Annotated in this window: 17 protein-coding genes and 1 tRNA gene; 13 read left to right on the top strand and 5 right to left on the bottom strand. The window is 62.8% G+C overall.

Annotation, left to right across the window (positions count from 1 at the left end; translation table 11 throughout):
* Positions 1-4 precede the first annotated feature (4 nt).
* The 3 genes from eno (at position 5) to QUG03_RS09810 (ending at position 3468) form a co-directional block, all read left to right on the top strand.
* On the top strand, positions 5-1288 hold the full coding sequence (eno, locus tag QUG03_RS09820; RefSeq protein ID WP_107798326.1) for a phosphopyruvate hydratase: 1284 nt from the start codon (positions 5-7) through the stop codon (positions 1286-1288).
* A gap of 4 nt (positions 1289-1292) precedes the next feature.
* The gene (ftsB, locus tag QUG03_RS09815) at positions 1293-1583 is read left to right on the top strand and encodes a cell division protein FtsB (RefSeq protein ID WP_019103546.1); all 291 of its coding nucleotides are present in this window, start codon (positions 1293-1295) and stop codon (positions 1581-1583) included.
* A 79-nt stretch (positions 1584-1662) separates the two neighbouring features.
* Entirely contained in the window at positions 1663-3468 is a 1806-nt protein-coding gene (locus QUG03_RS09810) for a GGDEF domain-containing protein (protein WP_107798325.1), read from the top strand.
* Between the two features lie 172 nt (positions 3469-3640).
* Here the strand turns inward: QUG03_RS09810 and QUG03_RS09805 are convergent, their stop codons facing one another.
* Positions 3641-3940, bottom strand: coding sequence for an RnfH family protein (locus tag QUG03_RS09805; RefSeq protein WP_500819947.1), 300 nt, complete (start codon positions 3938-3940; stop codon positions 3641-3643).
* A 1-nt stretch (position 3941) separates the two neighbouring features.
* Positions 3942-4379, bottom strand: a complete 438-nt coding sequence (locus QUG03_RS09800) for a type II toxin-antitoxin system RatA family toxin (protein WP_500819946.1) — start codon at positions 4377-4379, stop codon at positions 3942-3944.
* A 196-nt stretch (positions 4380-4575) separates the two neighbouring features.
* Here QUG03_RS09800 and smpB point away from each other — a divergent pair, with 196 nt between their 5' ends.
* The 7 genes from smpB to QUG03_RS09765 all read left to right on the top strand — a co-directional run bounded on the left by smpB (position 4576) and on the right by QUG03_RS09765 (position 9728).
* Complete coding sequence (smpB, locus tag QUG03_RS09795) at positions 4576-5031, top strand: SsrA-binding protein SmpB (RefSeq protein ID WP_081546054.1); 456 nt, start codon at positions 4576-4578, stop codon at positions 5029-5031.
* Positions 5031-5384: a hypothetical protein gene (locus QUG03_RS09790; protein WP_107798322.1), complete on the top strand. Its 354-nt coding sequence runs from the start codon at positions 5031-5033 to the stop codon at positions 5382-5384. The genes smpB and QUG03_RS09790 overlap by 1 nt, the downstream gene beginning before the upstream one ends.
* Before the next feature lie 86 nt (positions 5385-5470).
* The gene (guaA, locus tag QUG03_RS09785) at positions 5471-7054 is read left to right on the top strand and encodes a glutamine-hydrolyzing GMP synthase (protein ID WP_500819945.1); all 1584 of its coding nucleotides are present in this window, start codon (positions 5471-5473) and stop codon (positions 7052-7054) included.
* A gap of 244 nt (positions 7055-7298) precedes the next feature.
* Positions 7299-8606, top strand: a complete 1308-nt coding sequence (locus QUG03_RS09780) for an MFS transporter (RefSeq protein ID WP_107798320.1) — start codon at positions 7299-7301, stop codon at positions 8604-8606.
* Positions 8607-8742: 136 nt separating this feature from the next.
* Positions 8743-9060 carry an ElaB/YgaM/YqjD family protein gene (locus tag QUG03_RS09775; RefSeq protein ID WP_048415023.1) on the top strand — a complete coding sequence of 106 codons (318 nt, stop codon included), beginning with the start codon at positions 8743-8745 and terminating at the stop codon, positions 9058-9060.
* Between the two features lie 3 nt (positions 9061-9063).
* On the top strand, positions 9064-9453 hold the full coding sequence (locus QUG03_RS09770; protein ID WP_107798319.1) for a phage holin family protein: 390 nt from the start codon (positions 9064-9066) through the stop codon (positions 9451-9453).
* Entirely contained in the window at positions 9450-9728 is a 279-nt protein-coding gene (locus QUG03_RS09765) for a hypothetical protein (RefSeq protein WP_500819913.1), read from the top strand. Before QUG03_RS09770 ends, QUG03_RS09765 begins: the two co-directional genes overlap by 4 nt.
* Here QUG03_RS09765 and QUG03_RS09760 read toward each other — a convergent pair whose 3' ends face one another.
* Entirely contained in the window at positions 9729-10721 is a 993-nt protein-coding gene (locus QUG03_RS09760; protein WP_500819912.1) for a hypothetical protein, read from the bottom strand. It lies immediately after the preceding gene.
* Between the two features lie 104 nt (positions 10722-10825).
* Here QUG03_RS09760 and tadA point away from each other — a divergent pair, with 104 nt between their 5' ends.
* Genes tadA through QUG03_RS09745 form a run of 3 tightly spaced genes read left to right on the top strand, consistent with a single transcriptional unit; the run spans position 10826 to position 12634 of the window.
* A complete protein-coding gene (tadA, locus tag QUG03_RS09755; protein ID WP_227107151.1) occupies positions 10826-11560 on the top strand; it encodes a tRNA adenosine(34) deaminase TadA in 735 nt (244 codons plus the stop codon).
* Positions 11561-11564: 4 nt separating this feature from the next.
* Positions 11565-12221: a L,D-transpeptidase gene (locus QUG03_RS09750; protein ID WP_235084169.1), complete on the top strand. Its 657-nt coding sequence runs from the start codon at positions 11565-11567 to the stop codon at positions 12219-12221.
* Positions 12221-12634 carry a DUF2721 domain-containing protein gene (locus QUG03_RS09745; protein ID WP_019104308.1) on the top strand — a complete coding sequence of 138 codons (414 nt, stop codon included), beginning with the start codon at positions 12221-12223 and terminating at the stop codon, positions 12632-12634. Before QUG03_RS09750 ends, QUG03_RS09745 begins: the two co-directional genes overlap by 1 nt.
* 87 nt (positions 12635-12721) lie before the next feature.
* On the opposite strand, the gene QUG03_RS09740 is transcribed toward QUG03_RS09745, so the two are convergent.
* Together QUG03_RS09740 and QUG03_RS09735 are read right to left on the bottom strand one after the other, a co-directional pair.
* Positions 12722-13477, bottom strand: a complete 756-nt coding sequence (locus tag QUG03_RS09740) for a class I SAM-dependent methyltransferase (protein WP_107798315.1) — start codon at positions 13475-13477, stop codon at positions 12722-12724.
* A gap of 337 nt (positions 13478-13814) precedes the next feature.
* Positions 13815-13890: transfer RNA gene (locus QUG03_RS09735), tRNA-Thr, on the bottom strand.
* Positions 13891-14045: the final 155 nt, after the last annotated feature.

Below are 14045 nucleotides of genomic sequence, written 5' to 3'. Positions count from 1 at the left end.
GTAAATGAGTTCGATCATCGATGTGGTAGCTCGTGAGATTCTGGATTCGCGCGGCAATCCGACCGTGGAAGCAGACGTATTGCTGGAGTCCGGCGTCATGGGCCGCGCCGCGGTGCCCAGCGGCGCCTCCACCGGCGAAAAAGAAGCGCTGGAACTGCGCGACGGCGATAAAAGCCGCTATCTGGGCAAGGGCGTGTTGAAGGCGGTGGAAAACATCAACACCGAAATCTGCGAAGCCATCATCGGCCTCGACGCCAGCGACCAGGCCTTCATCGACAAGACCCTGATCGAGCTGGACGGCACCGAAACCAAATCCCGCCTCGGCGCCAACGCGCTCTTGGCCGTGTCCATGGCCGTGGCCCGCGCCGCCGCCGAAGACGCCGGCCTGCCGCTGTACCGCTACCTGGGCGGCGCCGGCCCGATGGCCCTGCCGGTGCCGATGATGAACGTGATCAACGGCGGCGCGCACGCCAACAACACCCTGGACATCCAGGAATTCATGATCATGCCGGTGGGCGCGCAAACCTTCCGCGAAGCGCTGCGCTGCGGCGCGGAAATCTTCCACAGCCTGAAGAAGATCTGCGATCAGAAAGGCTACGCCACCACCGTGGGCGACGAAGGCGGCTTCGCGCCCAATCTGAACAGCCACGAAGACGCGATCAAGCTGATTCTAGAAGCCATCGACGCCGCCGGCTACGTCGCCGGCCAGGACGTGATGCTGGCGCTGGACTGCGCCTCCTCCGAGTTCTACAAGGACGGCAAATACCATCTGACCGCCGAAGGCCTGCAGCTCACTTCCGAACAGTTCACCGACTATCTGGAAACCCTGGTCAACCACTACCCCATCCTCTCCATCGAGGACGGCATGAGCGAGCACGATTGGGACGGCTGGAAACTGCTGACCGAACGCCTGGGCGCCCGCGTGCAGATCGTCGGCGACGATCTGTTCGTCACCAACCCCAAGATCCTGGCCAAGGGCATCGAAGGCGGCCTCGCCAACTCGCTGCTGGTCAAGGTCAATCAGATCGGCACGCTGTCGGAAACGCTGAAAGCGGTTGATCTCGCCAAGCGTTCCCGCTATACCAGCGTTATGAGTCATCGCTCCGGCGAAACCGAAGACAGCACCATCGCGGATCTGGCCGTTGCCACCAACTGCATGCAGATCAAGACCGGCTCGCTGTCCCGCTCCGACCGCATGGCTAAATACAATCAGTTGCTGCGCATCGAAGAAGAGCTGGGCGACGCTGCCTACTATCCGGGCAAAGCTGCCTTTTACCACCTGAAGTAATCGTATGCGCTGGCTGACCCTGACTCTGGTGACAGTAATACTGGCCCTGCAATGGCCGTTGTGGTTTGGCAAAGGTAGCTGGCTCAGAGTCTGGCAGCTGGACAAGCAACTACAGGAACAGCGGGCGACCACCCAAAAGCTGGTGGCCCGCAACGCCGCGCTGGACGCGGAAGTGCGTGATTTGAAACAGGGGACGGACGCCATTGAGGAGAGAGCCCGCAATGAACTTGGCATGATTCGGAATGGTGAAGTATTTTTCCAATTGCTGGATCCGGTGAAGCCAACGCCTCGCTAAATATCCGCCCGGACCGCACTGTAGAGCTGAACAGACAACAAGAATGACGTCCGGTCTAAAAAAGTCCAAGGTTTGGGCAATGACAACACAAAACCCCATCGAAGTCGCACGAGAAACGCTCAAACAGCTGACGGTGCGCAAGCTGTTGCCGACACCGGAAAACTTTGAGCGGGTTTATCACGAGCTGACGCAAACGCCGGTCGACCGCGACAACAAGCTTGCGGTGCTGTTGCTGCGCGCATTGGAAACGCTGCCTCAAGAAAGCGTGCAGGCCAAAGTCACACTCACCCGCCTGAAACAAGTCTGCGACGAAAACCGCTGGGAACAAGCCCCGCAGCTGATCATAGACTTTCTGCGCGCCTCGCTCAGCGCCAGCCAACAGCAGCACAGCTGGGGCACGCTGATCCAGAACCTGATCCGCAATTGGGACCTGCGCCTGCCCAATATGCCTCAGCACCACAAGCAATCCACGCTGGAACGGGTGCTGATCAATTACGGTAACCAGCCCGATGAATTGAACCAGAAGCTGGCCACGCTGATCCAGAACTGGACCCAGTCCGCGCCGTCGTCCAACGGCAACGGCGCAGCCCTCCCCGATGCCTCCGCTCCCGCAAGCAGCCCCGACGACGACGCCGACGTCCCCAGCGACAGCTGGCTGGCCTGGCAGCGCACGCTGAGCTTCGCGCTCAAGCACGGCCTGGAGCCGCGGCTGATCAACTATCCGGAATTGGTGGACGCGCTGGAAGCGCTGCTGGGCGAACTGAATCAAGTGGCCGACGACGCCGCGCTCAACGCCTACATGCCCAAGCTGCGGGCGTTCATGATCAAGCTGGAACTGCAATCGCAGCAGGACGACCGCCTGGTGTCGGCGATGACCAATCTGCTGCGCCTGCTGCTGGAAAACATCGCCGAGCTCAATCACTCGGACACCTATCTGGTGGGCCAGGTGCACTCGCTGCAGGACATCCTCAGCCACGAGCCGCTGTCCATGCAGCAGGTCTATCAGATGGAGTCCAGCCTCAAGGACGTGATCCGCAAGCAAGGCCAATTGAAAACCTCGCTGGACGAGGCGGCCAGCTCGCTGCGCTCCTTGCTGGACCGTTTCATCTCGCGTCTGGCGATGATGACGGACAGCACCGACGACTTCCAGAACAAGATCAAGGACCACAGCACCCGCATCAAACAGTCGCAGAACGTAGAGGAACTGGGCAGCATCATCGGCTCCCTGATGGAAGACACCTCGCTGATGCAATTGGACCTGACCCGCTCCCGCGACGAACTGCTGTCCGCCAAGGAACAGGTGGAAGCCGCCGAACAAAGAATCGCCGAACTGGAAGGCGCGCTGGAGGCCGCCAGCGCCAAGGTGCGCGAAGACCAGTTGACCGGAGCCTTCAACCGCCGCGGCCTGGCCGAACATTTCCAGCGCGAAATCAGTCGCGCCGAGCGCACCGGCGCGCCGCTGTCCGTCGCCCTGCTCGACGTGGACAACTTCAAGCAGCTGAACGATAAATACGGCCACCTGGCCGGCGACGACGCGCTGAAATACCTGGTGGACACCATCAAGCACAGCCTGCGTCCGGCCGACATCGTCGCCCGCTTCGGCGGCGAGGAGTTCGTGATCCTGATGCCGGACACGCCGGAAGACGAAGCCGTCGCCACCGTGCAGCGGCTGCAGCGCGAACTGACTAAAACCTTCTTCCTGGCCAACAACGACCGCCTGCTGATCACCTTCAGCGCCGGCGTGGCCAAATGGCATTTGGGCGAGCAAGAGGCCGACGTGCTGGAGCGCGCCGACCAGGCCATGTACCAAGCCAAGCTCAACGGCAAGAACCGCGTGCACTCGGCGGAGGAGCAGCCGCCGTCGCTGATGGCGCCGCAGCTATAAACCGCGTTTAGAACGTGTTTACGATCTCGCGAGCTAAGGTGAGACAAGGCGAAAACCGCTGAGAAAGCGGAGCGCACACACAGTACATGAGCATTTCGAAGTGATTTTCAACGCCGTATCGCCGACGCGCAGCAGATCGTAAATAGGTTCTTAGACATCCTCTCGGCGGCGGCTAGTGCCCGCCGCCTTTTTTCACCTGCTTCCCCGCTTCGGCGCGCTGTCGCCTCACCGTCTTGGGGTCCGCGATCAAGGGCCGGTAAATCTCCACCCTATCGTGCTCGCGCAACGGCGCGTCGTCCTTGACCGCCTTGCCGAAGACGCCCAGCTTCAGGCTCTCCGTCTCCAGTTGCGGGAAGCGCGCCAGCAAGCCCGACAACTCCGCCGCCTGGCGCGCGGTCGTTCCCGCCGCCACCTGCAAGACCACCAGCTCCTGACGCTCGGGCAAGGCCAACACCACTTCCACCTGCATCAGCTCAGTCATCGCCGTACACCTTGTCGGCTTCCTTGATGAAGGCGTCCACCAGGGTGCCGGAAATATGGCCGAACACCGGCCCGATGATCATCTCCAAAATCTTGCTGGAAAACTGGTAGCTGAGACGGAACTCCACTTTGCAGCCAATCTCGCCCAAGGGCTTGAAGTGCCAGCGCCCTTCCAAATGCTCGAACGGCCCGTCCACCAGTTCCATCAGGATGGCCTCGTCCGCTTGATTGGTGTTGCGGGTGGTGAAGTGCTGCTTCACCTTCAGGTAATCGATGTGCAGGCTGGCCACCACCTGATCGCCCTCGCGCGACAACACCTCGGCCTTGCCGCACCAGGGCAGGAACCGGCTGTAATGCTCGATACCGTCCACCAGCGCAAACATCTGCGCCGGCGTATGCGCCACCAACACGCTTTTTTCAACCACCTGCATCCATTGCTCGCTTATCGTCACCGCTGTCCCGTCTTTGCCACGGGAATCGTCAGCATCGGTAAAAACCTCAAGTTTAACAAAATCCGGCGCGCCCCACCCTGCCTCCCGTCAAAGCGCTGTATTTTCATGGCTTTGGCAAGCCGCCGGCTTCTGGTACAATGGAGGATTCATTCCACAGATTACTCCGATAGCCGACATGAGCATCATCCAGAACCGCAAGGCCTTCCACGACTACTTCATCGAGGAAAAGCTCGAAGCCGGGCTCGTGCTGGAAGGTTGGGAAGTCAAGGCCATCCGCGCCGGCCGCGTCCAGTTGAAGGAAAGCTACGTGGACTGGAAAAACGGCGCCTTCTGGCTGATCGGCTGCCACATCACGCCGCTGCAATCCGCTTCCACCCACGTCAAGGCCGACCCGGTGCGCCCGCGCAAACTGCTGCTGTCGCAAGAGCAGATCAACCGCTTCATCGGCAAGGTGGAACGCGCCGGCTACACCATGATGGCGCTAGACCTGCACTACACCCGCGGCAACATCAAGGTCGAAGTGGGGCTGGCCAAGGGCAAGAAGCTGCACGACAAGCGCGACACCGAAAAAGACCGCGAATGGCAGCGCGAAAAACAGCGCTTCATGAAAAACCAGCGTGGAGCCGCCTGATGAACCGCAGCGCGGCCCTGCCCATCGTGCTCATTTGCCTGGGATCGGTCTGGTTCCTGAAAAGCACCTCGCTGCTGCCCAACACCGCCACCTTGCTCTCTCTGTTGCTGGCCGCCGCGGGCGTTTTGCTCTTCGTCGTGGACGGCTTCAACAAATCCACCCTGGTCACCAGCCCGCTGCTGATCTACGCCGGCGGCGCCATCTACCTCTACGACGCGGTAGGCCTGCGCCCCAGCCATCTGCTGTCCTTCGGCATGATCCTCGCCGGACTGCTGATGCTGCTGGCCCGCAGCGAACACGTGCCGGAGCGCAGCCGCAGATTCCGGCTGCCGTCTCGGGACGGCGAACAATGAAAGCAGGCCCGCGCCGCCGTGCGCCCAGCCGCCTGCGACACTATCTCAATCATCGCGGCCGCACGGCCCACAACATTTCCTGAAGGATAGGCATGGACAAAGTCCTCATTCTCGATTTCGGCTCTCAGGTCACCCAACTGATTGCCCGCCGCGTACGCGAAGCTCACGTTTACTGTGAGCTTCATTCGTTTGACATGCCGCTGGAAGAAATCCGCGCCTTCGCGCCCAAAGCCATCATCCTCTCCGGCGGCCCCAACTCGGTGTACGAATCCGACTACCAGGCCGATCCGGCGCTGTTCGAACTCGGCGTTCCGGTGCTGGGCATCTGCTACGGCATGCAGTTCATGGCTCAGACCTTCGGCGGCAAAGTGGAAGCCGGCGACAAGCGCGAGTTCGGCTACGCCCAGATCAAGGCCCGCCATCACTCCAAACTGCTGGAAGGCCTGCAAGACCAGGTGGACGACGCCGGCAACGGCTTCCTCGACGTCTGGATGAGCCATGGCGACAAGGTCACCGGCCTGCCGCCGGGCTTCAACGTCATCGCCGAAACCCCGTCCTGCCCGATCGCGGCCATAGCCGACGAGAGCCGCGGCCTCTACGGCGTGCAGTTCCATCCGGAAGTGACCCACACCAAGCGCGGCACGGAAATGATCCATCGCTTCGTGCTGCACGTGGCCGGCTGCAAACCCAGCTGGACCATGCCCAACTACATCGACGAAGCGGTGAAGAAGATCCGCGAGCAAGTGGGCGACGAAGAAGTCATCCTCGGCCTGTCCGGCGGCGTGGACTCCTCGGTGGCCGCCGCGCTGATCCACCGCGCCATCGGCCCGCAACTGACCTGCGTCTTCGTCGATCACGGCCTGCTGCGCCTGAACGAAGGCAAGATGGTGATGGAAATGTTCGCGCAGAACCTGGGCGTGAAAGTGGTTCACGTGCAGGCAGAAGCCGACTTCATGAGCAAGCTCGCCGGCGAGAGCGACCCGGAGAAGAAGCGCAAGATCATCGGCGCGGAATTCATCGAGGTGTTCGACCGTGAATCCGGCAAGCTCAGCAACGCCAAATGGCTGGCCCAAGGCACCATCTACCCGGACGTGATCGAATCCGCCGGCGCCAAGACCAAGAAGGCCCACACCATCAAGAGCCACCACAATGTGGGCGGCCTGCCGGAAGACATGAACCTCAAGCTGCTGGAGCCGCTGCGCGAGCTGTTCAAGGATGAAGTGCGCCAATTGGGCGTCGCGCTCGGCCTGCCGCACGACATGGTGTACCGCCACCCCTTCCCGGGCCCGGGCCTGGGCGTGCGCATCCTGGGCGAAGTGAAGAAAGAGTACGCCGATCTGCTGCGCCAGGCCGACGCCATCTTCATCGAAGAACTGCGCAACACCGTGGACGAGAAGAGCGGCAAGAACTGGTACGAACTGACCAGCCAGGCCTTCGCCGTGTTCCTGCCGGTGAAATCGGTGGGCGTGATGGGCGACGGCCGCACTTACGACTACGTCGTCGCGCTGCGCGCCGTGGTCACCAGCGACTTCATGACCGCTCACTGGGCGGAGCTGCCGTACAGCCTGCTGGGCCGCGCGTCCAACCGCATCATCAACGAGGTCAAGGGCATCAACCGCGTGGTGTACGACGTGTCCGGCAAACCGCCGGCCACCATCGAGTGGGAATAAGCGCCCTCCTCTCAACCCCGGCAAACGCCGGGGTTTTTTCTTGTCCGCGCCCGGCGCAATTTATGCCGTTAAAATGCAATTGACTATCGCAACATTTCCCGACACGCGCTAAACTGGCGGCATGTTTGCCATACCGCCATATTCGCATTGCCTTAAGCAGATTCCAGCCCTGCGTCCAGCCCTTGCCGGCGCGCATTGAATCCGACTCCAGCCCCTCCTTCGCGCCACCGTCACCCAAACCGTCATGAACGCCATCGCCACGCCCGCCGCCGCACTTTCACGCTCCGACTACCGCACCCTGGGACTGGCCGCGCTGGGCGGCGCGCTCGAAATCTACGACTTCATCGTCTTCGCCTTCTTCGCCGCCACGCTCAGCCAATTGTTCTTCCCGCCGCAGATGCCGGAATGGCTGCGCCTGCTGCAAACCTTCGGCATCTTCGCCACCGGCTACCTGGCGCGGCCGCTGGGCGGCATCCTGATGGCCCACTTCGCCGACCGCCTGGGCCGCAAGCGCATGTTCAGCCTCAGCATGCTGATGATGGCCGGCCCCTGTCTGCTGATCGGCCTGCTGCCCACTTACGCCCAGATCGGCTATCTGGCGCCGCTGCTGCTGCTGTGCCTGCGGCTGCTGCAAGGCGCGGCGGTGGGCGGCGAGGTGCCCAGCGCCTGGACCTTTGTCGCCGAACACGCGCCGGCGCGCCATCGCGGCTACGCGCTGGGCCTGTTGCAAGCCGGCCTGACCATGGGCTATCTGCTGGGCGCGCTGACCGCCACCCTGCTGGCCGAAGTCTTCAGCCCTCAGCAAATGCAAGACTATGCCTGGCGAATTCCGTTCCTGCTCGGCGGCCCGCTCGGCCTGTTCGGCGTCTGGCTGCGCCGCTGGCTGAATGAAACGCCGGTATTCCTGTCCCTGCGTTCTCAACGGCAGGAGCGCGCCTACCCGCTGCTGGAAGTGCTGCGCGCGCACCGGAGCACCCTGCTGCCGGCGGCGCTGCTGACCTGCGTGCTGACTTCGGCCGTGGTGATTCCGGTGGTGGTCACCCCCACCTTGCTGCAGCAGCACTTCGCCTGGCCGGCCAAGGACGCCTTCGCCCTGGGCAGCCTCGGCATCGTCTTCCTCAACATAGGCTGCGTGATCGCCGGCCGCGTCACCGACCGCGTCGGCCCGTTGCGCAGCCTGATCCTCTACAGCCTGTTGTTGCCCGTGGGCGTGGGCCTGCTCTACGCCAGCCTGATCGGCGGCTGGCGCTGGCCCGGCCTCGCCTACGCCGTCGCCGGCCTGTGCTGCGGCATCGTCGGCGTGGTGCCCTCGGCGATGATCAGTCTGTTTCCCGCCGACATCCGCGTCTCCGGCATCGCCGTCACCTACAACATCGCTTATTCGCTGTGGGCCAGCGCCGCGCCGCTGCTGCTGATCGCCGCCACCCCCTGGAGCCCCTGGATCTCGGCCCTGTTCAGCCTGGCCATGGGCGGCGTGGGCTTGTACGCGGCCAGCCGTTTCCGCGCGCCACGGCTTCCGCAGTGGGAAAACGTCGCCTACGGCCGGATTTGACGCAGGCGAAAGCGGTCAAATCCAGTGTTTGACGTCATTGGCCCAGCCTGATAGGTTCATGGTAGCCAGCTTGATTGCTGCACCGCGAGAGTCGTGCCTTCGCGGAATTCCCATTCATTTTCACCAGGAGATCTTTATGTCCAATGCCGCTGCAATCGCCAAGGAAAAAGAACAATTACTGGATGACGTGCGCCAGGTTCTGGTCAGCACCGAAGAGCTGATCGACGCCTCGCTGGACGATGGCAGCCAGAAAAGCAAGGAAATCCGCCAGCGCGTCAACGAAAAGCTGAAGCTCGCCAAGGCCAAGTTGCTGGACGCCGAGCAAGTGGTGGTCGGCAAGGCCAAGGTCGCCGCCAAAGCGACCGATCAATACGTGCATGAAAACCCGTGGAAATCCATCGGCATCGCCGCCGGCGTCGCCTTCCTGCTGGGCATGCTGGTTTCCCGCCGCTAAGGCATGCCGCAACGCCAATCTCCGCCCCGCCCCGGCAGCCTGCGCTCCTTCGCCGGCGGGGTGGCTTCCTTGCTGCTGACCCGGGCGGAACTGCTGTCGCTTGAAGCTCAGGAACTGAAAGACGACATCATTGGCAGCCTGTTCACCGGCATGCTGGCGCTGATCCTGATCGCCGTGGGCCTGATGGCGGGCCTGCTGCTGGTCTGGACGCTGACTCCGCCGACGCTGCGCGCCTGGGCGCTTGCCGCCTGCGCGCTGCTGTTCTGCGGCGCGGGCGCCTGGCTGGCCTTCCGTCTTCGTCGACGGCTGCGCGAGCAAGGACCGGCCTTCGCCACCACATTGGAAGAAGTGCGCAAGGACTGGGCGGCCTTGGGCGGCGGAGACGCGCCGTGAACCCGAGAGACCGCGCCATCAAGAAACAATTGCTGGTGATGAAGGGCGAAGCGCTCAGGGTCAAGCTGCGCCTGGAGCTGGACACCCTGCGCCGCCATCCTCTCGGCGCCGCTGGAGAAGGCCTGAAAGCCTGGGGCCGGCACCGCAGGCTCGGCAAGATTCTGGCCGTGCTCGGCAGCCTGCTGCCGCCGGGCGGAAGGTTGCAATCCTGGCTGGGCACCGGCGCGCGGCTTTGGGCGCTGTGGCAGCTGGGACGCCGCTGGCTGCGCCGCTGATCAAGCCTGGACGTTCACACCCCCGCCGGCTTCCGCCTCAAGGTGGACCTGGACGTCCATCTCTCCGTTCTCCGACACTTCCCCGGTCGCCAACATCTTCTCGATGCCGGCCATGTCCTTGTCCATCTCCTTCATCATTTTCCTGAGCTCTTGATCGGCCTGCAGTTGACGCGTCTGCTGCTTGAGCCAGTTTTGCAGCTGCTTCAACTTCATCATGATGTCCTGGATCACCCGGTCGCCCGCCACCGGATTGCCGCCGGCCAGCGGATTGCCCCCGCCGGCGCGCGGCGTTGCGCCGTCGTCGCGCGCGGCCGCTCCCGCGCTTTTGTCGCCATTGGCCGCGGCCGCGTCGCCACGCGCGCCGGCGGCCGACGCATTGCCTTCCCCATCCTTTGTCTGCCGCGTTTCATCCTCGGCGGTTTGCGCCTTGGCTTCAATCTGCGCCTGGGCGGCGGCGCCGGAAACGTCTCCGCCGCCGCTGGTCGACTCCGGCGCGCCCTCGCCCGAAGCCGCCGCGCTTGCCGCCGCCGCCGCGTCTCCGCCTACGCTGATCGGCATCATCGAATCGGCGGCGTTCTGCGTCATGCTGGCCACCAGCTGCTTGAGCTCCTTGACCGCGCGCGCCAGCTCCGCCGCCAGCGCTTTCAGGCTGGCCTTGTCCCGGCCCGCCATCTGCGCCATCTGCAGCAACATATCCACCTTCTTTTTCAGCATCTCCTTCTGCATGCCATCCACTTCGGGCGAACGCTTGGGCAAGGGCCGCAAGGTCACCTTCAATTGCTGCATGAACTTGCCCAAGCTTTGCTGCAAGGAGGATTGCAACTGCTGACGCGCTTGTTGCGCCGGACCAGCCTGCAAGGAAGCGGTTGGAGCGGCGGTCTGGGCCGTTGCGGACTCGGCGGACGCAGCTGAAGCCGCTGGCGCGGCGCGACCGGCCGGCGGCTTGGATTGGGACAGCGCATAGGAGGCGGAATAGGGCTTTATCACGGGCATATAAGAAAAAACCTATGGTTATGACATTCTATCGGCCGTGCAGGGGATTTCTTTACGCTAAAATCGACATCATGCAAGACAAATCCGTCCCACCCGCTGAAACCATGGCGAGCCGCGCTCAGCTGGCCTCGCCCCCCTTGCCGCCCGCGGCCATCGCCTGGCTCGCCGAAATCGGCATTGTAGACGCCGACGCCCTGAGGCAACGCGGCCCGGTCCTGGCTTTCTTGCAATTGAAAAGCCGCGGACGCACCGCCACCCGAAAGCTGTTGTTCGCGCTGGAGGCCGCCTGCCGCGGCATTCATTGGAACCAACTCGGCGACGAAGCCAAAGACGCCTTGCTGCGGCAATTGGCCGCGCATCCGCCCGTGGCCGCCCCGCCGCCCGAGGCCGAGATCGCCCGTCATCTGGCGCTGGCTCTGGAGCTGGCCGCCCAGGCCGGTTCGGAGGGAGAGATTCCGGTGGGCGCCGTCGTCGTCCGGCAAGGCGAAGTGATAGGACGCGGCTACAATCAACCTATAGGCCGACGCGACCCCAGCGCCCACGCCGAGATCATGGCCCTGCGCGACGCCGCCGGCCTGCTAGGCAATTACCGCCTGGACGGCTGCGATCTGTACGTGACGCTGGAACCCTGTCTGATGTGCAGCGGCGCCATCATGCACGCCCGCATCGCCCGCGTGATTTACGGCGCGCCCGACGCCAAGACCGGGGCCGCCGGCAGCGTGCTGGACGTTTTCGCCGACAGCCGCCTCAATCACCACGCCGCGGTGTTCGGCCAGCAACAGGCGGACGCCTGCGCGCAACCGTTGACGGCGTTTTTCCAAACCCGTCGGAAAGGCTGATGCCATGCTGCGACTGATGCTCGCCCTGTCCTTGAGCGCGTCCGCCTTCGCCGGCGACGCGGAAGACGACGCCGCGCTGGCGATGGACCCATTGGCGGCGGCGGCTTTCGCGGTTCAGCAGCAGGCCGCCGCTCCCTTGCTGGACACCTCCCCCAATCCGCGCCATTACGGCGCGCCCTGGATTCTGGTCGGCGTGCGCAGCCAGACCCTGCGCCGTTACGACGGCTGGGGGCTGTTGCAACGCGAATATCAGGTGTCCACCGCGCGCAAGGGCGTGGGAGAAGTCAGCGGCAGCTACCAGACCCCGCGCGGCTGGCACCGGGTCTGCGAGCGCATCGGCGCCGGCGTGGAAGCCAACACCATTATTTTCCGCCGCAAAGTGACGCCCTGGAAGTACACGCCGGAACTGCACGTCCAGTACCCGAACAAGGACTGGATCCTCACCCGCATTCTGTGGCTGTGCGGCGAAGAGCCCGGAAAGAACCAAGGCGGCGAAGTAGACAGTTATAATCGAGCCATTTACATCCACGGTGCCGGGGACCACGTGCCCTGGGGCACCCCCACCTCCCTCGGCTGCGTCCGCATGAAGAACCCGGACGTAATCGAACTATTCGACGCCACCGACAACGGCATTGATGTCCTGATTGATGAGAACGCCTGATGCACTCCGCGCTAACCCTGACCACGCCCGCCCTGCTGTTTCCCGCCATTTCCCTGCTGTTGCTGGCCTATACCAACCGTTTTCTCGGCCTGGCCGGCATTATTCGCAATCTGTACGAGGAGTACCGCGATAGCCAGGATCCCAAGATCCTGCGCCAGATCGGCAATCTGCGCACCCGCATCACCTTGATCAAATGGATGCAATGCCTGGGCATCGCCAGCCTGTTTCTATGCACTGTGGCGATGTTCCAGGTTTATACCGGCTGGCAGGCTTGGGGGGAGCTGACTTTCGGCATCAGCCTGCTGTGCATGATTTGCTCGCTGGCGGTGTCGCTGATCGAACTGCTGCGTTCGTCCGACGCGCTCAACATCCTGCTGTCCGATCTGCAAGCGGAATACGACAAGCGGCGCTGAAAGCCGGCCCGCCGCCGGCTACGCGCGGCGGGCGGTGCTGGATTGCTTGCGCCGGCAGATGGCGCGGAATCGGTCTTAAAACCTGTTCTAAGACGCCGGGCGCCGCGCCACCAGCAGGCTCAGCGGCATGCTGACCCGGCACACCTGATCGCCATCGCCCCAGGCGCGGGCGATGCGGCTGGAGGCATCGTCCAGCACATGCTCGCCCAGGGTCTGTTTGCACAGCTTGCTGGCGGACAGCGTGTTGAGAAAGCCCAGGTATTGCTCCAGCGTCCAATCGCAATCAATCGCCAGATCCGGCGTTTCCAGCACAGGCAGCGGGCAGCCCGCCGTGCTGTAGCCGTCCCACAGTATCTGGCAGCGGCTGGACCAGAACGGTTCGATGATGGACGTCAAAATCGCCGCGGCGCGATCCACTTCGGGGGACACCCTGCATAGATGATAACCCCAGGCGGCGAACACGCCGCCCGGCTTGAGCACCCGTCCCACCTCCGGCCAGAACGACGGGAAATGAAACCAATGCAAAGCCTGCGACACCGTGATCAGATCGAAGGCGGCGTCGTCGAACGGCGTGACCTCGGCCGGACACTCGCGGTAATACACCTGATTATGCGCCTCGGCCTGACCCAGCTGCGCGGAGCTGATGTCCGTGGCGTCCACGCGCGCGAAACTGTCCCCCAACCTCACCGCGGTCTGACCGTTGCCGGTGGCGCAATCCCAGGCTCGCCCATATTCGGCGCACTGCGGCAATAGCCACTGATACAAGGCCTCCGGATACGCCGGACGAAACCGGGCGTATAAATCCGAATACAGGCTGAAAGTAGCAACGGAATTGGATAGCATGTTCGCTCTCTACAATTGCTGTAGCTTTCCATTAGATGACAGCCTAGACCGTCATGTCCATTCGTCATAACAGACGTTCACAATATATTTCAGCCCAGGCGCATTCTCAAGCCGCCCGCAATGCGGGCGGACTTCTGTCCATCGTGCCCGGCCACAAAAATGCTTATATCATAATTTGTCGGCAATCGCCAGCCGTCGCGACGGCGTCCGGCTCCGGATTGGCAAAGCGAGGCCAGGAGAATCAAATAGGCGGGACGGGGGAAAACCGGCAAGAGGCGCGCCGGAAATGCAAAAAAGCCCGCATGGCGGGCTGATTGCTGTTCTAAAAGCGGGATTGTGGTGCCGGTAAGAGGAGTCGAACCCCCGACCTTCGCATTACGAATGCGCTGCTCTACCAACTGAGCTATACCGGCACATCACTCCGCCCTGAAGCAGAGCGCGTAATAATAAACAGTTTCCTGCGATTTGAAAAGGGGCGTCGGCCATTTCCAAATAACCGGCTTGATTCTTTAAGTCCCCAATGCAAAAACCCTGAATTCAAATACTTGAATTCAGGGTTTTGAATCTG

It is taken from the genome of Chromobacterium sp. CCUG 30098 (genome assembly GCF_059916605.1).
Note: the sequence above shows the minus strand (reverse complement) of the source record. Positions and strands in the feature narration are given on the sequence as shown.